Origin of the sequence: Rhizobium sp. WYCCWR 11146 (genome assembly GCF_013591995.1) — a bacterium.
GTDB lineage: Bacteria > Pseudomonadota > Alphaproteobacteria > Rhizobiales > Rhizobiaceae > Rhizobium > Rhizobium indicum.
In genome coordinates, this window is the sequence record NZ_JACCEY010000011.1 from 224,156 (window position 1) to 243,806 (window position 19,651).

The 19,651-nt window shown below is 60.0% G+C and carries 22 protein-coding genes; 9 read left to right on the forward strand and 13 right to left on the reverse strand.

The features are described 5' to 3' along the window. From HX899_RS34985 to HX899_RS07590, 6 genes are all read right to left on the reverse strand, one after another. Positions 1-143, reverse strand: a 143-nt coding sequence (locus tag HX899_RS34985; protein ID WP_246697081.1) for an SDR family NAD(P)-dependent oxidoreductase, incomplete at its 3' end; no start/stop codon positions are given. Beyond that, positions 140-925, reverse strand: coding sequence for a hypothetical protein (locus tag HX899_RS07570; RefSeq protein WP_065283165.1), 786 nt, complete (start codon positions 923-925; stop codon positions 140-142). The genes HX899_RS07570 and HX899_RS34985, both read right to left, overlap by 4 nt. A 10-nt stretch (positions 926-935) precedes the next feature. Continuing rightward, entirely contained in the window at positions 936-1,529 is a 594-nt protein-coding gene (locus HX899_RS07575) for a protein-S-isoprenylcysteine O-methyltransferase (RefSeq protein ID WP_246413297.1), read from the reverse strand. A 60-nt stretch (positions 1,530-1,589) separates the two neighbouring features. Further along, positions 1,590-2,174, reverse strand: a complete 585-nt coding sequence (locus HX899_RS07580; RefSeq protein ID WP_180195575.1) for a hypothetical protein — start codon at positions 2,172-2,174, stop codon at positions 1,590-1,592. Between the two features lie 157 nt (positions 2,175-2,331). Continuing rightward, positions 2,332-2,445, reverse strand: coding sequence for an ABC transporter (locus HX899_RS07585; protein WP_138388989.1), 114 nt, complete (start codon positions 2,443-2,445; stop codon positions 2,332-2,334). 166 nt (positions 2,446-2,611) lie between these two features. Beyond that, positions 2,612-3,199 (reverse strand): L,D-transpeptidase, encoded by a 588-nt coding sequence (locus tag HX899_RS07590; RefSeq protein WP_181292046.1) that lies wholly within the window; start codon positions 3,197-3,199, stop codon positions 2,612-2,614. A 210-nt stretch (positions 3,200-3,409) separates the two neighbouring features. Between HX899_RS07590 and HX899_RS07595 the strand changes: the two genes are divergently transcribed. Continuing rightward, positions 3,410-4,165: an SDR family NAD(P)-dependent oxidoreductase gene (locus tag HX899_RS07595; protein ID WP_138388743.1), complete on the forward strand. Its 756-nt coding sequence runs from the start codon at positions 3,410-3,412 to the stop codon at positions 4,163-4,165. Between the two features lie 192 nt (positions 4,166-4,357). Then, entirely contained in the window at positions 4,358-4,828 is a 471-nt protein-coding gene (locus tag HX899_RS07600; protein WP_181292213.1) for a hypothetical protein, read from the forward strand. A gap of 18 nt (positions 4,829-4,846) precedes the next feature. Here HX899_RS07600 and HX899_RS07605 read toward each other — a convergent pair whose 3' ends face one another. The 4 genes from HX899_RS07605 to HX899_RS07620 form a co-directional block, all read right to left on the reverse strand. Continuing rightward, a complete protein-coding gene (locus HX899_RS07605) occupies positions 4,847-5,731 on the reverse strand; it encodes a carbohydrate ABC transporter permease (protein WP_181292048.1) in 885 nt (294 codons plus the stop codon). Beyond that, complete coding sequence (locus HX899_RS07610; protein WP_181292050.1) at positions 5,721-6,647, reverse strand: carbohydrate ABC transporter permease; 927 nt, start codon at positions 6,645-6,647, stop codon at positions 5,721-5,723. Before HX899_RS07610 ends, HX899_RS07605 begins: the two co-directional genes overlap by 11 nt. 68 nt (positions 6,648-6,715) lie before the next feature. Beyond that, on the reverse strand, positions 6,716-7,939 hold the full coding sequence (locus tag HX899_RS07615) for a sugar ABC transporter substrate-binding protein (RefSeq protein WP_181292052.1): 1,224 nt from the start codon (positions 7,937-7,939) through the stop codon (positions 6,716-6,718). A 50-nt stretch (positions 7,940-7,989) separates the two neighbouring features. Further along, the gene (locus HX899_RS07620; RefSeq protein WP_181292054.1) at positions 7,990-9,312 is read right to left on the reverse strand and encodes an alpha-L-fucosidase; all 1,323 of its coding nucleotides are present in this window, start codon (positions 9,310-9,312) and stop codon (positions 7,990-7,992) included. 207 nt (positions 9,313-9,519) lie between these two features. On the opposite strand from HX899_RS07620, the gene HX899_RS07625 reads away from it, so the two are divergent. From HX899_RS07625 to HX899_RS07655, 7 genes are all read left to right on the forward strand, one after another. Beyond that, on the forward strand, positions 9,520-10,527 hold the full coding sequence (locus HX899_RS07625) for a LacI family DNA-binding transcriptional regulator (RefSeq protein WP_131620193.1): 1,008 nt from the start codon (positions 9,520-9,522) through the stop codon (positions 10,525-10,527). Positions 10,528-10,724: 197 nt separating this feature from the next. Further along, entirely contained in the window at positions 10,725-11,453 is a 729-nt protein-coding gene (locus tag HX899_RS07630) for a FadR/GntR family transcriptional regulator (RefSeq protein WP_245500368.1), read from the forward strand. 192 nt (positions 11,454-11,645) lie between these two features. Then, on the forward strand, positions 11,646-12,224 hold the full coding sequence (locus tag HX899_RS07635; RefSeq protein ID WP_172643800.1) for an isochorismatase family protein: 579 nt from the start codon (positions 11,646-11,648) through the stop codon (positions 12,222-12,224). Further along, positions 12,221-13,231, forward strand: coding sequence for a GlxA family transcriptional regulator (locus HX899_RS07640; RefSeq protein WP_181292056.1), 1,011 nt, complete (start codon positions 12,221-12,223; stop codon positions 13,229-13,231). The genes HX899_RS07635 and HX899_RS07640 overlap by 4 nt, the downstream gene beginning before the upstream one ends. Positions 13,232-13,578: 347 nt before the next feature. Beyond that, positions 13,579-14,592 (forward strand): ABC transporter substrate-binding protein, encoded by a 1,014-nt coding sequence (locus tag HX899_RS07645; RefSeq protein ID WP_138388736.1) that lies wholly within the window; start codon positions 13,579-13,581, stop codon positions 14,590-14,592. A gap of 95 nt (positions 14,593-14,687) precedes the next feature. Further along, positions 14,688-15,506, forward strand: a complete 819-nt coding sequence (locus tag HX899_RS07650; protein WP_168308330.1) for an ABC transporter ATP-binding protein — start codon at positions 14,688-14,690, stop codon at positions 15,504-15,506. A gap of 11 nt (positions 15,507-15,517) precedes the next feature. Continuing rightward, positions 15,518-16,399 carry an ABC transporter permease gene (locus HX899_RS07655; RefSeq protein WP_062942872.1) on the forward strand — a complete coding sequence of 294 codons (882 nt, stop codon included), beginning with the start codon at positions 15,518-15,520 and terminating at the stop codon, positions 16,397-16,399. Between the two features lie 97 nt (positions 16,400-16,496). Here HX899_RS07655 and HX899_RS07660 read toward each other — a convergent pair whose 3' ends face one another. From HX899_RS07660 to HX899_RS07670, 3 genes are all read right to left on the reverse strand, one after another. Then, positions 16,497-17,897 carry a sensor histidine kinase gene (locus HX899_RS07660; RefSeq protein ID WP_181292058.1) on the reverse strand — a complete coding sequence of 467 codons (1,401 nt, stop codon included), beginning with the start codon at positions 17,895-17,897 and terminating at the stop codon, positions 16,497-16,499. Next, positions 17,887-18,555: a response regulator gene (locus HX899_RS07665; RefSeq protein ID WP_181292060.1), complete on the reverse strand. Its 669-nt coding sequence runs from the start codon at positions 18,553-18,555 to the stop codon at positions 17,887-17,889. Before HX899_RS07665 ends, HX899_RS07660 begins: the two co-directional genes overlap by 11 nt. 116 nt (positions 18,556-18,671) lie before the next feature. After that, positions 18,672-19,532 (reverse strand): carbohydrate-binding protein, encoded by an 861-nt coding sequence (locus HX899_RS07670; RefSeq protein ID WP_181292061.1) that lies wholly within the window; start codon positions 19,530-19,532, stop codon positions 18,672-18,674. Positions 19,533-19,651 lie beyond the last annotated feature (119 nt).

Consider the following 19,651-nt stretch of genomic DNA (forward strand, 5'->3'; position numbering starts at 1 on the left):
ACAGCGGCGAGGCCTTCAGGCGAACGCGCGACGAGCACGACGACATTGTCTTCACGTGCCGCAATCTTTGCAATTGCTCGTCCAATGCCGCGGGAAGCCCCAACCACGACGACAGCCAAACGAAACTCATCCTGCACTGTCATTTCGACGTCCCTACCGCCGACATGATGGTAGGGGTTCCGCTCTGGGCGAGGCTTTTTACTTCGTCGGCGATCTCGCCGTTCAAGATTCTTTCGAACCGTTCTAACGCCCGAGCGACATTCGCTCCATCCATGACCCTGTGGTCGTAGTGGATGCGGACAGCAACCGATCCATCCTCGCCGATTGGACCGTAGTTGAGAAGTGTGGTCAGTGGGGTGATCGGGTTGAGGGACTCCGCTCCCAGGCCCGAATAGACAGACAATTGGAACGTGCCGAAATAACGCGCACGCTTCCGCCCGATATTGAGCCCGAGCCACATGAGCAGCCACCTCACAGGGGCAGGTGCGCGAGCGAGCTTCAGCGAGCGCCGAAACTCCTTGATCTCCAGAACCGGAAGTGACCTTGCTGCGCGGATCAGCGTCTCCAGCTGGGAAATGGAGCGTTGCTCGGGACCTTTGATGATGCTCAGCAGAACGACCCGCTCTCCGTCATGCTCGCGCTCATGGGCAATGGAGGCCACACTGGCCGGATATTCATAGAGCTGCGGCCTTGGAAACTTGACATAAGCGCGCCGCAATTCGGGAATTTCTTGAGAGAGCAGGGCGTATCCCTTCAAGAAAAGCACAGTCCAGGACGGCCGGGCATCCGGTCCGTCTCTGGCATCGAGGAGCGGCCGAAGGTTCATTTGCCGCTGGACCGTCACGCGTGGCACCCCGATCGAGAATCTCATCAGATCTCCGACAAGTCGTCGCGATGCCGAGAGCTTGATCGTTCGGCCTCTCATCTAGCCACCTCTAGTAAAGATAAGGGATGATGCGCTTGGTCTTCGCCATATACGCTTGGTATTGCGGGCCGAAAACTTCCAACATCATACGTTCTTCCTTGTCCACCCTTAGGAAGAATAGAACGGTGAAGCCGATCAGGCCCGCCATGCCTGCCACCCAGTTCGACAGCAGAAACGCTTGTGAAAGCCCCATCAGAAGGAACGACGTGTACATGGGGTGGCGGACAAGGGAGTACGGGCCAGCGCATATCAATTCGTGCCGCTGGCGGATCTCCAGCGTAATCGACCAGTTTCGTCCTAATTGCTTGTGGGTTCTTCGAAAGACCCACATTGCGGCACAGAAGAGTATTGTCCCGATCACGACGGCCCACAAATGGGCGGTATAGTCGGCCACCTCAGGGATGCCAGTCGCGACGTAAAATCCCGGCACGATCGCAAGCCCGACGAGAGCTGCAGCAAGCCCGATCGCCTCCGAACCGGTACGGCGGTTGCTGACGACCGGCACTCGCTTCGCGCGACGCTCAAATGGGTATCGAATGATGCACCATGCCACAATTCCAAGAACCCAGACCATCTCGCCGACGACGGCTACTGATAAATTCACATCAAGTCACCAGAACCTTTCTATGATCGGCCTTCCGCGATCGCCAACGCCCGCACGCAATCAACCTGTATTCATCTCCCGCAGGGTTGCAATGAATTGTTGCGGCCTTAGCCAAATGCCGGGCGCCTTATAACCCATGTGCCGTGCGATATCCGCCACGAAGGCGTTGCAATTATAAACCGTTGCCTCCCAGAGATGAGTGGTTGCCTGCAGTTTGCGTATATACGCAACTGTGTCGCGATATTCATTATCAGTCAGCATCACACGCCAGCTTGCCGACCTGTACTGCTCTTCCAGGTCACCATCCGTTGCTCCGGTCGAGGCCGGAACGGGTATGAAATGGCCTAATACATAGGGCGCGGCATTGTCAGATGCTGGCGCAAGTCCGGCGACTTCGGGATTGATCATATTTCCGTTCTTATCCGCCCGCCCAAAAACGACGTAGGTGTGGCCGTAGGTCAGCGCATAGCGTGAGCGGAATTCGATGAAATACCGATTTGCTTTGTTTTCAGCCGCATTGGTTGGAGCTACGCCTCTGCCATTCGACGTATAATGCGGTAGAGGCCTTTTGTCTTCTGTCTGGCATGAAGATGCCATGACCGCCAACATGACAACTAGCGACACACCGCCTCTTCCAAGCGCCATCACTATGCTCCATATGCAAGCCCTACAACCGCGAGCCCGAAGTCAGCGGATACGCCACTTTTGCGCCGTGAATCGCGAACGAAGGCAAGCCTGGCGGTTTATGCTGTTAGGAAGAGGAAGGGCCTGCTCGACCCTTCCTCAGAACAAACGCCATATGCTACTTGTAGACTGCTTCTGCCGGCGGTGGGGCCTTCCCCTTGCCCATCGAACCGCAAGCGCTCAGATTGGCCACCGCAAACATCGCGACGATCACAACTAAAATTCTGCTCATCATGAAGTCCTCTCCTCATCATGGGATAGCTTTTCGACGGCTACACCTCAAAGTTTAGCGACAATAGCACTTTAGATAGTGCAGAAATGATGCAACGTGCAACATTCCTACATTAGCAGATACCTATCGATATGACCAACCCTGCGATTTCAAATGGTAAATGGCATCAGATGACGACTACGCGCGTGCCCACAAGAGCACGAGAGTAAAGGTCGACAATGTTCGCATTCGTCAAGCGAACGCACCCGCTTGATACCGCATGGCCTATCGACCAGGGAGCATTCGTTCCATGCAACCGGAACATGGTATCTTGTCCGTCTTGGTAGAGATAAAGGGCCGCTGCGCCGAGAGGGTTGAGCGGCCCTCCCGGTACGCCGTCGGCATATTTCGCCAGCCGGGGCTTGCGCTGAATCATGTCGTCGGTGGGCTTCCACGAAGGCCACTCTGCCTTGCGACCGATGGTGGCCTCGCCCTTGAAACTCAGTCCTTCCTGTCCGACGGCAACACCATAGCGTGTGGCCTGGCCATCCGCCTCCACGAAGTAAAGGTAGCGCCTCCCTGTATCAACGACGATGGTTCCGGGCGGTTCGCTTCCCGTATACGCGACCTCCTGCCGCCGATAGCGGGGATCGACATCCGGATCCATAGCAAATGCGTAGCCCAGCGGCGGCCGATCCTCCAAAGTACATCCTGAAAGCATCAACGCTAGGCTACCCAACATGAGCCCCCGGCGTGTGATATGGTGTTTGTCCATTTCTACCTGCCAAGTAATTTAGTCAGTCCCGGTCAAATCAAAATTGAGACGCTTGTTGAACACCACAACCACCTCTACAGACTATGAGCCTGCCACGCGGATAAATGTCTCAAGCCCCGCAATATCATGCGCATTCGTTCATCCGCGAAGCCTCCTGCATCAACCATCTCCCTCTGATTGAATATTAGCATATCAACAAGGACTGAAACGATGAAGCTTTGCCTGGAAGGAAAAGTCGCGATCGTAACGGGCGCAGGTTCCGGAATTGGCGCCGCCGTTTCTCGACAACTCGCTGATGAGGGTGTTGAGGTTGTGGCTGCCGATATCGATGCGGACGCAGCGTACAAGATTGCCTACGCAATCCGCTCAAATGGGGGCCGTGCCCATGAATTTGTCGTCGATGTCAGCGATAGTGGAGATGTGCAGAAGCTTATCGATTTTACCGTTGAGACATGTGGCGGCTTGGACCTGGCCGTCAATAATGCCGGAATCGATGGGGTTCGCGCAGCGGTCGCAGATTATCCGCTCGACAATTGGCACAGGGTGATGAACGTCAATCTCAACGGCGTTTTCTATTGTATGAAGTCCGAAATTGGCGCGATGCTTAAGCTGGGTGGCGGCGCAATCGTGAATTTGTCTTCCACTCTCGGGTCCGTTGGATTACCCACCGCGGCGGCATACACCGCAGCCAAGCACGGGGTTGTTGGGCTGACGAAAGTCGCTGCGATGGAGTATGCGAGATTGGGTATCCGCATAAATGCCGTCGGTCCCGGCTGGATCGAAACGCCACTTTTGTCAGAGCACCTTGAGGCGGCGAGTACGCGACGCATGGCATCGCTTCAACCAATGGGCAGGCGTGGAAAACCGGAAGAGGTCGCGACGCTTGTGTGTTTCCTCTTGTCCGAGCAGGCCAGTTTCATCACCGGGGGGCACTATTTGGTAGACGGTGCCTATACCGCTCATTGAAGAAAGGGTTTGAGAGGAAGAGGCGATTCCAGACTGTGTCCATTTGCCTGATGACGTGCTGCGGACCTGTCGGCGATCAGTGTTCTCCCCTCGGGTCTCTCCCCTGATCTGTGATCGGCTATCTATGGATGAGCGAAATAAGTTTCTCCACGGAGCCTACTTTGGGGGTTCTCCCGAACAGCAAGGCCGGACATGACGGGCGGGCATCGCCACTGGCGGGACCAGATCAAGGCGCGGATTGTGTTGGAGAGTTTATGGCCGGGCTTGACGATAAATGGTTGTGGAGCGCTATGGACTGACGCCGAACCACCTGTCTTTCTGGCGAACGATGGCGCGGTGTGGCAGGCGCATGTGCGGGCCTCCAACGCCGGTCATCTTCCACGCTATCGTCTGGCACGAGCCGCTAGTGGCAACTTCCATTCAAATCTAATCTCGTTAGTGCTGAAGAGCGAGTGGTCGCATGGTGCGAAATGGTCGGCGGAAATAATTACGCGCGCTCCGCCGGCGCCGATCGTCTGGGCATTGGCAGCAGAGATCGATATCGCCAAGGCGATGGATGCAAGCGTGGCCGTTTTCGTGAATCCCGCTGCGCAGTTCGCCTTCTTCGGCGCAAATCCACCGAACTTGAAGGACATCACACCAAACTTGATGCGATGGACTTAAATCTTGTTCTTATGAATATTAGCGCCCACCGAAGCCGGAGCTGACGGTAATGCCCTTGTAAATCACCCTCTGCAGCACGATGGCCAGGATGACGCCGGGCACCATGGAGATCGTCGCGCCGGCCATGATGTAGTTCCAGGCGGTTCCCTGCTGTGTCTGGAACAGGGTGAGCCCGAGCGGCAGCGTGGCCATTTCGACGCCGCTGGTGGCGATCAGCGGCCAGAGGAAACTCTTCCATTGTGCGATGAAGGTGAATAGCGCCAGCAGGCCGATGGCCGGCATGGCAAGCGGAATGATGACCGTAACCAGGATGCGCAGGCGCGAAGCCCCGTCCATCATCGCCGCCTCGTCGAGATCCTTGGGAATACCGAGGATGAACTGCCGCAGCAGAAAGGTGCCGAAAGAGCTGAAAGCGACCGGCAGGATCATGCCGTGATAGGTGTTGATCCAGCCGAACTTGCTGACGATGAGGAAGAGCGGAATGACCAGCATGACCTGCGGGATCATCAGCGTGGTGAGATAGGTGAGCAGCAGACCCTCCCGGCCGGGAAATTTCAGCCGAGCAAAAGCGTAGGCAGACAGGCAGGAGACCGCAATCACGATCGCCGTAACGCCGCAGGCGACCACGAAGGAATTCAACAGGAAGGTTCCGAACGGCAAGGAAACCACGGCTTCGACGAATGTTCCCCAATGATATTCCTCGGGGAAGATGCGGACCGGCACGGCCATCACCTCGGCATTGGAGCGCACCGCGTTCGACACCATCCAAAAGAACGGGAAGAGGAAAAGCAACGCGATCAGCGAAAGCCCCGTGTAACTGGCCAAGGAGCCGATGCGCCGCAATAGGCGGTGACGATGCTGGGACACGGAATGCGGATGCCGTGAGGTCAGATCAGTCGTCATAATGCACCCATTTGCGCTGCATGTGGAACTGCAGGATGGTGAGCGCCATGATCATGACGAACATCACCCAGGCGAGAGCCGAGGCATAGCCCATCTGGAAATTGGTGAAGCCCTTCTGGTAGATGGCAAAGCCAAGCGTGGCCGTCGCCGAGCCCGGCCCGCCGCGCGTCATCGCAAAGATCTCGTCGAAGATCTGCAGCGAGGTGATGGCCGTCATCACGGTGCCGAAGAAGATGGTCGGCGATATGAGCGGCAGGCGGATGCGCCAGAAGCGCTGCCAGGCATTGGCGCCGTCGATCGTCGCCGCCTCGAGATAATGCTTCGGCACAAGGTCGAGCGCGGCGTTGAACATCACGACGTTGTAGCCGACATTCGCCCACAGGGTGACGAGCACGATCGCCTGCATGGCCCAGCTCGAGCTCAGCAGGAAATTCGGCAAGCCGAGGCCGAGCGCGCGGATGATGGTGTCGGCCAGCCCGTCCGGTGTGAAGATGAGCAGCCACACCACCGACGCCGCGATGGTGGGCGTGAAGGTCGGCAGGAAGAAGATTACCCGGAAGATCGCCTTGCCGCGCTTCAGGCTCGATATCCAGACCGCCAGCGTCAACGAGATGACGAGGTTCAGCGCCAGATACTCGACGGCGAAGAACAGCGTGTTGCGCAATATGGTGTAGAAGGCCGGATCAACGGTGAAGAGCCTGATATAATTCTGAAAGCCGACGAAGGACGGCGTCGAGATCAGCTGCCAGTTGGTAAAGCTGAGCGCCAGCGACGCCACGATCGGCAAGGCCATGAAGACCATGAAGCCGAGGAAGCTCGGCAGCAGGAACAGCATGGCTGTCTGCGTCTCCGGCTTCAGGAAGCGCCGGGGCCGACCGGGCTGCAAGGAAACTTCGGCAACAGCGCTTTGCGACATATCTTCCTCCATGCGCGGCAGGTCCTGCCGCGGGCGGGCGCTAGCGCGTCCTGTCGGACGCGCTCGCTTTATTGCTGCGCGAGGCTCTGGATGGACTCCATCGTCTGCTTGGCATCGGCGCTGCCGGCGAAAGCCGGCGGGAAATACTGGTTGAAGAGGTTTTCCACCGCTGCCCAGTTGTTGGTGATCACGTAGGGCACGGAGTGCGCCAGGGAATAGTCGATGGCCTCGCCGCCATTGGTGATGTCCTTGGCCGCCACCTTGTACCAGGCGGATTGCGCCACCGTGCGCGCCGGCAACGCGCGCCCCCCTTCGGCAAGATAGGTCAGCGCTTCGGGGCTTGTCAGCACCTGAATGGCCTTCCAGGCCGCATCCTTGTTCTTGCTGGACGTGGAAATACCGAAGCCGGAGCCCGCTGTGACGGCCGAGAGTTCGCCTTCGTCGCGCGGCAGGGTGGTGAGGCCGATCTTGAACTTGGCCTGGTCCTTCATGCCGATGATCGACCAGGGGCCGTCGATATACATGGCGACATTGCCCGAGTTGAACCGGCCCTGGACGACATCACCGGGATCCGCGCCACCCGAGGGAACCAACGGCGCGATCTTATCCTTGGCGGCGAAACCGATCACTCTCTCGGCGGCTGCAACCGCGCTCGCACTGGTCAAGTCAAGCTCGCCGGCGTCGTTGACGTATTTATCGCCCCAGGCCGCGGCCAGGACCGAATAGTTGGTCGGAGTGATACCGAAGCCGTACTTGCCGTCCTTCGTCAGCTTCTTGGCGGCATCGGTGAACTCGGCAAGTGTCCAGCCTGGCTTCGGTAGCGGAACGCCGGCGGCTTCGAGCGCGTCCTGGTTATAATAGATGACCCACGGACCAACGTCATAAGGCAGACCGTAAAGCTGCTTGTCGACGGACATGCCGCCGATGATCGAGGGTGTGAAGGCGGCGACGTCGAACTTATCGGCCTCGATCCGGTCATTCAGGGGCTCGAGCAGCGAATAGAAGTTCGGCATGCGCAGTGACTGCATGGAAACGATGTCGGCGAGCTGTCCCGATGCCGCCAGCACCGGCAGCCGCGTCCAGTAGTCGACCCAACCCGTCGTCGTCAGCGTCACCTTGATATCGGGATACTTGGCGGTCACCATCTCTGCCAGGTGCTGCCAACTCTTGGTGTCGGTTTCGGAGCCTGTCCACATCTGCCAGGTCAGGTTGACCTGCTCGGCCGATGCGGCTGTGGCAAAAAGACTGCTGCCGATAGCGGCAAGCAAAAGCGTTTTCTTCAGAACCTTCATGGGTTTCTCCTCCCTCCATGAACGCAAAGGACACGCGAGTGCGATCGAACTCACGCCTTCAGGACGATCTCGATCACCGGCACGGTAACGTCCGGGCGCCGGACCGGCAGTTCGAGCGTGATCATGCCTTCCGGCACCGTCACGCCGATATTGGAATCCACATCTTTGGCATGGCTCAGCCAGTGCACCTCGCTGGCGTCGTGCAGGAACTGCGCATAGGCGATCCTGTCGGCGAGACCTTCGATGTGGATGTGGCGGTAAGGCCAATTGTAAACATGCAGATAAAGGCGGTTGCCGCGCTGGGTATAACGGCAGCCGGCAGGCACCGGATAGCGAGATGGCCCTGCCCCATAGATGGAACGTCCGTTGACGGCCATCCAGTTCTGATAGACCTCGAGCGCGCTGATGGCGCGCGCATCGAGCGTGCCCCGGCCGGTCGGGCCGACATTCATCAGCAGGTTGCCGCCGAGCGCGACGGAATCGATCAGCAACTGGATGATCTGTTCCGGGCTTTTCCAAGTATCTTCGTCGCGGTGATAACCCCAGGAGCCGCTGAAGGTATGGCAGGCTTCCCAGAGCACCCCCTGGCTGGCGATGGCGGGGGCGACCCGCGGCGTATATTGCTCCGGCGTTGTCACGTCAGGCAGGGTGCCGGGCGGCAGATCGAGGCGGTTGTTGACGATGATGCCGGGCTGCAGCTCGCGCACCAGCTCGACCAGCCGCTCGCTCTCCCAATCGGCGCGCCCCTTGCCGGGCAGGCCGCGATATTCGCGCCCGGGATAGCTGAAATCGAACCAGATGATGTCGATGCGGCCGAAGCCGGTCAGAAGCTCGCTCACCTGTTCGCGCATATAGGCCGCGTAGTTGGCGATGTTACGGCCGGCATTCAGGGCCTTGGCGTCGGGATGGTTGCGCAGCGGATGGTGAACGTCGATCGGGAAATCGGGATGGTGCCAGTCAAGCAACGAATAGTAGAAGCCGATCTTCAGCCCTTCGGCGCGGAAGGCTTCGACCAGCGGCGTGAGCAGATCTTTGCCGCAGGGCGTGTTCGGCGCCTTGTAGTCCGTCACCTTGCTGTCCCACAGGCAGAAACCCTCATGATGCTTGGTCGTCACCACGACATATTTCATGCCGGCAAGACGCGCCCGGCGGGCCCACTCCTTGGGATCGTAGAGATCGGGATCGAAATTGTCGAAATAGCGCTGGTAGTGGTCGTCGGTCAGTTCTTCGCGGTTCTTCAACCACTCGTGGCGGGCTCCCAAGGCATAGAGGCCCCAATGGATGAACATGCCCAGGCGATCCTGGCTGAACCAGGCGTGTTTCTCCGCCCCTCCCGATGCCGGATTTTCCGGCTGGCGTTCCGAACTCGTCACAGGTTTCTCCTCCCTGTTTTCCGGCTCAACATCATATCGAACCGGTTCGGTAAATGATCATCTCGCCTGATCCGATGTCTGTCAAGCCGAAATTCGCGATCACCAGATCAGAAAGGCAAGCCCCGCAAAACAACTGATTTGAAGCATAATTGTTGCGCCGACCAATAAAATCGGACATAACAAGGCATTAGAACCGGTTCGACAGACATGACCACGATACGAGACGTAGCGCGCCTTGCGGGGGTTTCCATCTCGACCGTCTCGCTCGCGCTCAACAGCCCGAAGCGGGTCGGCGTCGAGACGCTCGACCGCATCCAGCAGGCGATAAAATCGACCGGTTACCGCATCGACCCGGTGGCCCAGACGCTGGCGCGCGGACGCAGCTCGTTGATCGGTTTCGTTTCGGCCAATCTCGGCAACATGTTCTTCGGCGACATCCGTCGAGAGATCGAGCACCAGGCGCTCGACCACGGTTATTTCGTCCTGATCGCCGACTCCTCCGGCAGGGCCGATCTCGAACGGGCGCTGCTGGAGCGGCTGGAAGCGCAGAAGATCGCCGGAATTGCGCTGGCGGCAAACGGGCACGGCGAGGAGTACGCCACGTTCCTGCGCGACTTCAAAACCCCGATCGTGATGTTCGACCAGAAGGTGGAAGGGGCGGAACGCGATTTTGTCGGTTCCGACAACCCGCTTACCACCACCATCCTGACCGAACATCTGCTGCAGCTCGGCCACAGGCGCATCGGTTTCATCTCCGGGCCGAGCGGCCTGCACACTGCCGACGAGCGCCTGAAGGGTTTCATGAACACGATGGCCGGCGCCGGTGTGGACATCGATCCTTCGCTGGTGGTCGAAGGCGGCTACACCCGGACTGGCGGCCATGCACAGGCGATGCGCCTCTTGACCCGCCGCGACCGGCCGACCGCCATCATCGGCGCCAACAACATGACCGGCCTAGCAGCACTTCAGGTCATGCAGGAGATGGGCTTCCGCTGCCCTGACGACGTGTCGCTGGCGATGGTCGACGACGTGCCCTGGAGCAATGTCATCACGCCTCGCATCACCATGGTGGTGCAGGATGCGCAGAAGCTCGGGGAATTGGCGGCACAACGCCTCCTGGCAAGAATAGCAAGCCCCGAGGGCGCCGCCGCGCCGCCTGAAGATTTCATCCTGACGCCGAGATTCGTACGCGGAGAATCGACCAGGCGGTTGTGAGTGCTTCCACCGGTCCTCACGCATATGCCAAACCGGCGTCGAGAGATGTAAGCGCAGTGCCGGATTTTCTCTCGTCGGCCCTTATCCATTGAAAGGCGGCAAAATTTGTCATACATGTGTGATGAATCGTGAATTTCGCAATGCCGCGCGTTTGAACGGCATTCGAATCAAGGCCGATGCGGGGGTCAAGCGTGGCTATGCAGGTGAAGGATCGCAGCAAAGGCTCCGGGTCGCTGGTCTCACAGGTTGGCGAAAGCCTCCGGCAAGCCATATTGAGCGGCCAGTATTCCGCCGGCGACAAGCTTCCGAGCGAACACGAGCTGACCGAAACGCACAGCGTCAGCCGCACCGTCGTGCGCGAGGCGGTGGCCGCACTTCGCTCCGACGGGCTTGTCGAGGTGCGCCAGGGAGCGGGGATTTTCGTGCTCGGTGCCGATCCCGCGCTCTCCGCGCGGAAAGTCGACAAAGCCCGCGTCGCCTCCGATCTTGAGGTCCTCGAGATCAGAACACCTGTCGAAATCGAGGCGGCGGGCCTAGCGGCCCTGCGCCGCTCGCCGGCACAGGAGGAAGCGATATTCGAATGTCATCGGAAAATCCTCCAATGCATCGAGAGCGATCAATCCATTCGCGATGCGGATCTCGAGCTCCATGCCGCAATCGCCGAAGCCACGAACAATCCGCTGTTCAGGCAGTTCCTGGAATCGCAGGGCTCTGCGATCATCCCGCAGTCGAGGCTCGTCCCGGAATCGAGGACGGCCGAACAGACCGCCTATCGAAAGCTGATCCACAGGGAGCACGAGGCAATCGTCGTCGCCATCTCGGACAGGGACGAGCAGGCCGCCCGCAACGCCATGCGCGACCATCTGGTCGGAAGCCAGGCCAGGTACCGCAACTTGCTGAGGGATCTGCGAAGCTTTACGAGCTGACATCCGATCCGGAATTGCGTGGAAGCGGACTGATTATGTGCGCACGGCCGGCAGGCGCCGGATGTGGCTCGAGGCGCTTGGCGCAAGGCCGCTCCTGAGCGTGGCTATTGGCGCGAATTGTCCGTTATTTGTCCGGCGCGCGCATTTTCCCCTGTCTTCAAATCGCCGAATATGACTTCATGATCAACCTGCATGGAGCAAAAAATGTCCGGCCATGATACTGTCCTTCTCGTTATCGACGCTCAAGAGTCCTTCAGACACCGCGATTACTGGGATGAAAACCTCGCTTCCGCCTATATCGATCGTCAGCAGGCTCTGATCGACGGCGCGCAAGCCGATGGAATACCCATCATCCAGATCTTCCATGTCGATGAAAATGGGCCGTTTTCGGAAGCATCCGGGTTCGTCAGCACACTCGCCCCGCTCAGGATCGCTCCCAAGGCGACGTTCAGGAAGAACCGCCATAGCGCCCTGGTCGGTTCCGGTCTCGACGTGTGGCTGACCGAGAACGGCGTCCGTCGTATCCTCGTCTCCGGCATCCGCACCGAACAGTGCTGCGAGACCACGACCCGCCATGCCTCGGATCTCGGCTATCAAGTCGACTATATCGGCGAAGCGACCCTGACCTTCCCGATGACCGATGCCGCAGGACGCACCTGGAACGCCAAGGAAATCCGGGACCGGACCGAACTGGTCCTGTCGGGCCGTTTCGCTCGGATCGCGACCGTCGAACAGGCCCTGGCTGGGCGCGGAAAGTCGCTCGCCGCATGACGGACGCCGCGCAGCCCTTCGATATTCCGGTCTTCGTCGTCGTGCCGCCGCGCGTGCTGCTGCTCGACGTGGCCGGCCCGATCGAAGTGCTGCGCAAGGCGAACCTCGAACAGCGCACAGTGCGCTTTACCGTCGCCTATATCGGCCCATCGGCGACGGTCGGCAGTTCGATCGGCCTTGCCGTTACGGGAGTCGCCGCATTGCCGGAACGCTTGCCCGATACCGCGCTTGTCATCATTGCCGGCAGCGCCGATGCCCCGATGAAAAACAGCGCCCCAGGGAACGAACAGGAGCGCGCCGACCAAGCTGCCATCGTCGCATGGCTGAAGCGCGCCATTCTTCCGGGAATTCGTCTGGTCTCGATCTGCTCGGGCGCATTGCTCGCTGCCGAGGCAGGCATGCTCGACGGCCGCGATTGCACTACCCACCATGCCTGCATAGAGGATCTGGTGAGACTCGCACCCACCGCGCGCGTCCGGGACAACCGGCTCTATGTCGAGGATGGAGACCGCCTCACGAGCGCCGGCATCACCGCCGGCATAGACCTCATGCTGCATATCGTTGCCGAAGCAGCAGGACATGCCTGCGCGCTCGCGGTGGCGCGATATCTTGTCGTCTATCTCAGGCGCGGCGGCTCGGATCCGCAGCTTTCGCCCTGGCTTGAAGGTCGCAACCATATTCACCCGGTCATTCACCGCGCGCAGGATGCGGTGGTCGCCAACCCCTCTCACGACTGGTCGGTGACGTCGCTTGCGCACCTCAGCGGTGCCAGCCCGCGCAACCTTTCACGGCTGTTCAACGAGCAGACAGGCATGAGCGTTACGGATTTCGTCAACCTTATGCGCGTGGCTCTTGCCCGCGAGATGCTCGCCGGTTCACGGCTGGACATGGAGGCCGTCGCGATGCGCGCCGGCTTTGGCTCGGCGCGGCAGCTCCGCCGCGCCTGGAATCGTCTGAATGACGGCCCGCCGAGCGCGGCGCGGTCGAGGCTGCCCGTCGGTTCATAGACTGCTCGCCGCCGGTCACCAGATCGCGATGACGATCGCGGACATATTGTCTCGCAGATTTCACATTGAAGCGCTTGCCGCGATGGCTTGATGCTGCATGCGCTCGGAAAGAGATCCGTCTGGGCACACATATATGGAAGGGACGGCGCATCTGGCTTAAGAAATGACTACGCGCCCGTTGCTCCCGCGATGAGGGATGCATGGATGGAATTCGACGGGCTGCTTACCCATCCGCGACTGAAAGCTAGTTGAAAGCTTCGACGTCATAGGAAGAGGCAGCATCGTGGAGGAGACACGGGTCAAGGTGGCGAGACGACGATGCTAGCAAACCACAGGAGGAGATTTCCATGCGTTCTTCACGCAGCCTTTTTCACACCGTCGCTTTTTCGACGCTTCTCGCCGCAGCATCTTTCGCGACCAGCGCCGCACATGCGGCCGATAAGATCACCATCATGGTCGGCGGTTATGAAAAGCAGATCTATCTGCCCGCCAAGCTTGCCGAATCGCTCGGATATTTCAAGGACGAGGGTCTCGACGTCGAACTGCTGAACGAAGCTGCCGGCGTCGATGCCGAAAATCAGCTTCTGGCCGGCGCCGTCCAGGGCGTGGTCGGCTTCTACGACCACTGTGTGGACCTGCAGGCCAAAGGCAAATTCGTCGAATCCATCGTCCAGTTCAGCCAGGCGCCGGGCGAAGTCGAGATGGTTTCGAGCAAACATCCTGACATCAAATCGCCGGCCGACTTCAAAGGTAAGACCCTCGGCGTCACCGGTCTCGGCTCGTCCACCAACTTCCTGACCCTCTTCATGGCCTCGAAGGCCGGGCTGAAGCCCGGCGACGTCGTGACGGTTCCGGTCGGCGCCGGCGGCACCTTCATCGCTGCCATGCAACAGGATCAGATCCAGGCCGGCATGACGACCGAGCCGACGATCTCGCGCATGATCAAGACCGGCGAGGCGAGCGTGCTCGTCGATATGCGTACGGTCGAGTCGACCCGTCAGGCGCTCGGCGGCACCTATCCGGCCGCCTCGCTCTACATGGAAGCCTCCTGGGTCGACGCGCACAAGGAAGAGGCACAGAAGCTCGCCAACGCCTTCGTCAAGACGTTGCGCTACATCAACACGCATTCGTCCGCCGAGATCGCGGACAAGATGCCGAAGGACTTCTACGTCGGCGACAAGGACGGCTACATCAAGGCTCTCGACGACGGCAAGGGCATGTTCACACCGGATGGCGTCATGCCGGAAGACGGTCCGAAGACCGTGCTTGCCGTGCTCTCGGAGTTCTCCAAGAACGTCAAGGGCAAGCAGATCGACCTTTCCAAGACCTACACGACGGAATTCGTCAAGAACGTCAAGTAAGGCGTCGCGTCGCTTCCGGTCCCAACCGGAGGCGACCTCCCGATCGATCCATGGGCATTGCGTGCACGCGCCCAAAGCACGCCTCAGGTATCATCATGCAAAATGACAAGAACCAGATCCCGGCGATCGAGCTGATCAATGTCAGCCGCCGCTTCGTCTCGCCGACTGGCAAGTCCCTTACGGCCTTGCGCGATTTCAACATGACGGTCGCCCGCGGAGAGTTCGTCGCCGTCGTCGGCCCCACCGGATGCGGCAAATCGACGACGCTCAATCTTGTGACGGGTCTCGCACGCCCGAGTGCCGGTGAAGTCCGGTTGATGGGCGGTCCGATCACCGGCATTGACCCGCGTGTCGGCTTCGCGTTCCAGACCGACGCACTCTTTCCCTGGAAGAACGTGATCGACAACGTCATGGCCGGTCCGCTGTTTCGGGGCAAGTCGCGCACTGAAGCGGAAAAGAGCGCACGCGACTGGTTGGCCCGTGTCGGCCTTTCGAAGTTTGTCCATCACTATCCCCACCAGCTTTCCGGCGGCATGCGCAAGCGCGTCTCACTGGCACAGACCTTCATCAACGAGCCGGAGATTCTGCTGATGGACGAGCCGTTTTCGGCTCTCGACGTCCAGACCCGCACGGTCATGCATGAAGAGCTCTTGAAGCTGTGGGCGGAGCGAAAGGCCTCGGTGGTGTTCGTCACCCACGATCTGGAAGAGGCCGTCGCGCTTGCCGACAAGGTCTATGTGCTTACCGCCGGCCCCGCGACGGTAAAGTCGGTCTACACGATCGATCTCCCCCGTCCACGCGTCGTGTCGGAAATCCGCTACGAGCAGAACTTCATCGACTATTGCAAGACGATCTGGGAGGACCTCCGCGAGGAAGTGGAGACCAGCTACCGCCGCGCGAGCGAAGCGGCCTGAGGGAGGATATCATGGCACACATCACACTTGAGGCCGGTTCGGCCACCATGTTTCGGCCGGGCACGTCGGACACGGAAATCGAGGCATCGGCGCTGAAGGCAATGCGCCGGCGCAAGACGCTGGTGCGCTTTTGGCAGATCGCCATCCTGGTCTTCGTGATCGGCATGTGGGAGCTGTCCTCAAACATGCAATGGATCGATCCGTTCTTCTATTCGAGCCCGAGCGGCGTCGTTCAGCGCCTCTACGAATGGGCAACCGAAGGCACCACGGAAGGTTCGCTCTGGTATAATCTATGGGTGACGATGGAGGAGGCCTTGATCGGCTTCTTCGCGGGTTCGATCACCGGCGTCTTCGTCGGCATCGGTCTTGGCCGCAACCGCTTCCTGTCGGACATCTTCTCCGTCTATATCAAGGCGATCAACTCGATACCGCGCGTCGTTCTTGCCCCCATCTTCATCATGATCATGGGTCTCGGCCTGCCCTCCAAGGTTGCTCTCGCCTTCATCATGGTGTTCTTCGTCGTCTTTGCAAACGCCTTCCAGGGTGTGCGCGAGGCCGACCGCAATATGATCGCCAATGCCCGCATTCTCGGCGCCTCGGACTGGCAGGTCACCCGCACGGTGGTCATTCCCTCGGCGATGAGCTGGATCTTCGCCAGCCTGCACGTGTCCTTTGGTTTCGCGATCATCGGCGCAATCGTCGGCGAATTCGTCGGCGCCCGCTTTGGGATCGGTCAGCTCATCTCGATCGCCAAGGGTACCTTCGATGCGGCCGGCATGTTCGCGGCAATCCTCCTCGTCATGGTCGTCACGCTTTTTGCCGAATACATCATGACATTGATCGAGAACCGCCTGGCGAAATGGCGGCCGCAGCAGCACCTCGATACCCAGTGATCCAATCGACCTCCTCCCAAGGCAGATCGAACAGAAGGCCGGGCGCCATGCCCGGCCCTCTCTCAATCTTGGAAAGAGCATTAGTGCGCATTCGGGTTTACGTGAGCGGAAGCCGGACCGTCACGACGAGCCCACCGCCTTCCGCATCTTCGAGTGAGACTGAACCTCCAGCGCCTTCGACAACCTCCCGAACGATCGCAAGCCCCAGACCGCTCCCCTCGGCTTCGGTCCCCATGATCCGGTAGAAGCGTTCGAAAACCTGCTCGCGCTCGCCGCTCGGAATACCCGGCCCGTTGTCTTCGACGGTGACCACGGCGTTGCCGTCCGCCTGCCCGACGGCAACGGTCACCCGTCCATTCGGGCGGGTATAGCGGATCGCATTGTCTATGAGGTTGACCAACATCTCGCGCAACATCGTCGCGTCGCCGTCGACAATGACCGGGCGGACGGCTTCCAGGCCGACGTCGATGTTGCGCTTGAGCGCCTCTTCGGCATGCGCTTCCAGGATCTCGCGGGCAGCCTTGCTGAGGTCGGTCGCATCGCTGCGCGGGCGCCGGCTTCCGGGCTCGGCCCGCGACAAGGTGAGGAGCTGGCCGGCAAGACGCGAAATCTGCTTCGTGCTGGTGCGAAGGGCGAAAAGCGCCTCGTCGCGGCGAGCCGCATCGGCTTCGCGGGCCGCCACGCTCGCCTGCGTCGAAATCAGCGCGAGCGGCGTTCTGAGTTGATGCGCGGCATTCGATACAAACCGTCGCTGTGCGGCCATCTGGTTCTGGACGCGCTCCATGTGGTCGTTAAGGGCGTGAACGAGTGGCTGCAGCTCGCTCTGCACCATCTCCGGCGGCAGCGGATCGAGACGGTTGCGCCCGCGCTGGCGCAGGGCGTCCCGCAGTCTCAGCGCAGGCGCCAGGCCCCGCTGAAGGCCGAGGATGGTCACCAGGCTTGCGACGAAGACAAGCACGAACTGCTTCGAAAAGTCTGAGAGCCACAATTGCCTTCGCATCGCGTACTGGCTGTTATGCGTAACGGCGACGGTCACGGAGATCGTGCCGTCATCGGGAAGGCCGACGACGGGATGGTCGAGCATCATGACGCGGACATCGGCACCGCGGAACGCGCGATCCTCACCGGTGTGCTGGACGGCCGGCAACGGCAGGTCGGGAAAGCCGCTGACCAGACTGCCCCACACGGTGATCACCTGATAAGATACCCGGTCGCCGAAGCCCGTATCGAACATCTCCAGCGCGGCAGGCGGCACGTCCACCTGAACATTGCCGCCCTCGTCAACGCGCACGGCTTCGGCAATGACGCGCGCCGACGCCAGAAGTGTTCGATCCGTCACCAGCTTTGCTGTGGCATCAGCCGTCCAGAAGCTGTCGTAAAGATTGAAGCCGATCGCCCCGAAGAGGGTCAGCAGCACCCAGCAGAGCAGCTGCACCCTCAGGCTCTGGCTGAGCCGCGCGATCGTCGCGCCCACCTTTGTGACGAGGCTACTGGACATGTCTGAGGAGATAACCAAGTCCGCGCAACGTGGCAATTTGAACCGAACTGCTCTCGAGCTTCTTTCGCAGCCTGTGGACATAGATTTCGATGGCGCTCGGATCCGCCTCGTCGTCGAAACCGAACACGCTTTCAGAAAGGGCGGATTTCGAGACTGTGTTGCCAAGCTTCATGACAAGTTGCTCAAGCACGGCATATTCGCGCGGCGTCAGTTGCAGCAGCTCGCCTGCGACGAAAAACTGCCGCGTCCCGCCGGAGAAACGCAGGTTGCCGACGGTAATCTCGGATGATGCCCGGTCCTGGCCGCGGCGGACCACTGCACGAATCCTCGCTTCGAGCTCGGCGATTTCGAAGGGTTTGGCGAGATAGTCGTCGGCGCCGCTGTCAAGTCCTGCAACACGGCCATCCAGGCTCGCATTCGCGGTCAGGATGATGACCGGCAGCTTGTTTCCGGACTGCCGCAATCGCTTCAACAGCGTCAATCCGTCAAGCTTGGGTAGCGCCAGGTCGAGGATCATCGCCGAATACTCCGCCACCTTGAGCATATGCTCCGCGTCCTCGCCATCATGGGCAATGTCGATAGCGTATTGCGCCTGTCGCAGGGCTTTCCCCAGCCAGGCCGCCAGATCCTTGTTGTCCTCCACCACAAGCAGTCGCATCCGACCTCCTTAGCATGGGCAGGCGGCCCGGCGGAAGCGTGACACGCTTTCCACAGCTGTTGCTTGGCCTCTATTCCCGACCGAAGCAGAAAGAGATGCTATCGCATACGATCGCCCTAAACGTCGTCACCAAGCGCTCCCGTCGGCGCCTCCGCAATTGTCGTCGACCGCAACCGCGACGTCCCGGTCTCCGGCGCCTCGGTTCCCCAGATTTCGATCTGGGTCAGCGCCGGATAGGGCGAGGCGTCTTCGGCCTTGATCAGACCGTGCAGTTCCACCCATTCGATGATGCAGGGCTCTATGGGAAAGCCCTGGGCGGTGCCCGATTTCACCAGCGGAAAACAGGAGGTCTTACCGTTCGAGAAGGTGATGCTGGCCTCTTCCCACCAGGAATCATGGGGGAAGTCAGCCCGAAGATAGAAAACGATCTCGTCGATCCTGACCGGCCTGCCGAATTCCACCGTCAGTGCTGCTTGCGGATCGCGATTGATGCCCCAGCTCGTATAGGGCCAGAAGCCGTGATCATCGTTGGCCTTTTCGCCGTCGATTGCGTTGCGCGCCGCAAAGACCGCTTCGCCCCGGGTCTCGACATTGGCGCGTGCATGCGGAAACAGAGCCCGATTGGCGTGATCGTCCCAGGGGTTCAGGGCGAGATTGCGCCGGTGAATGATCTCGCCCGGCCGTGTGCTTCGCGCTGAAAGCCGGTGGATATCGCCCCTGAAGGCATTCGGCGAATAGGGCTTGCGCTTGTCACCGAAGGGCACGGCGAGCGAATAGGCGCATTCTTTCATATAGACCAGGCCGGGTTGGATCGCGCCATCAAGGGAAAGGAAGACATGCCCGGGCTCGGAGACCTCCACGATCACGCGATCGCCTTCGCGATAGCTATGGCGATAGACCAGGAACGTCTCGTCCCGGCCTGTGGAACTCGCCAGCACCGCCCCATCGGCATCCACGATCTTCAGCGTCAATTCCATGCTCGCCCTCCCCAGAGTATGATGCCGAAAAGTGTGAGCGATTTTCGGACGACGTCATGCTCTAACTCTTTAATTTAGAACAGGATTCAAATTTTGGGCCGACGCGGCCTAAAATCATC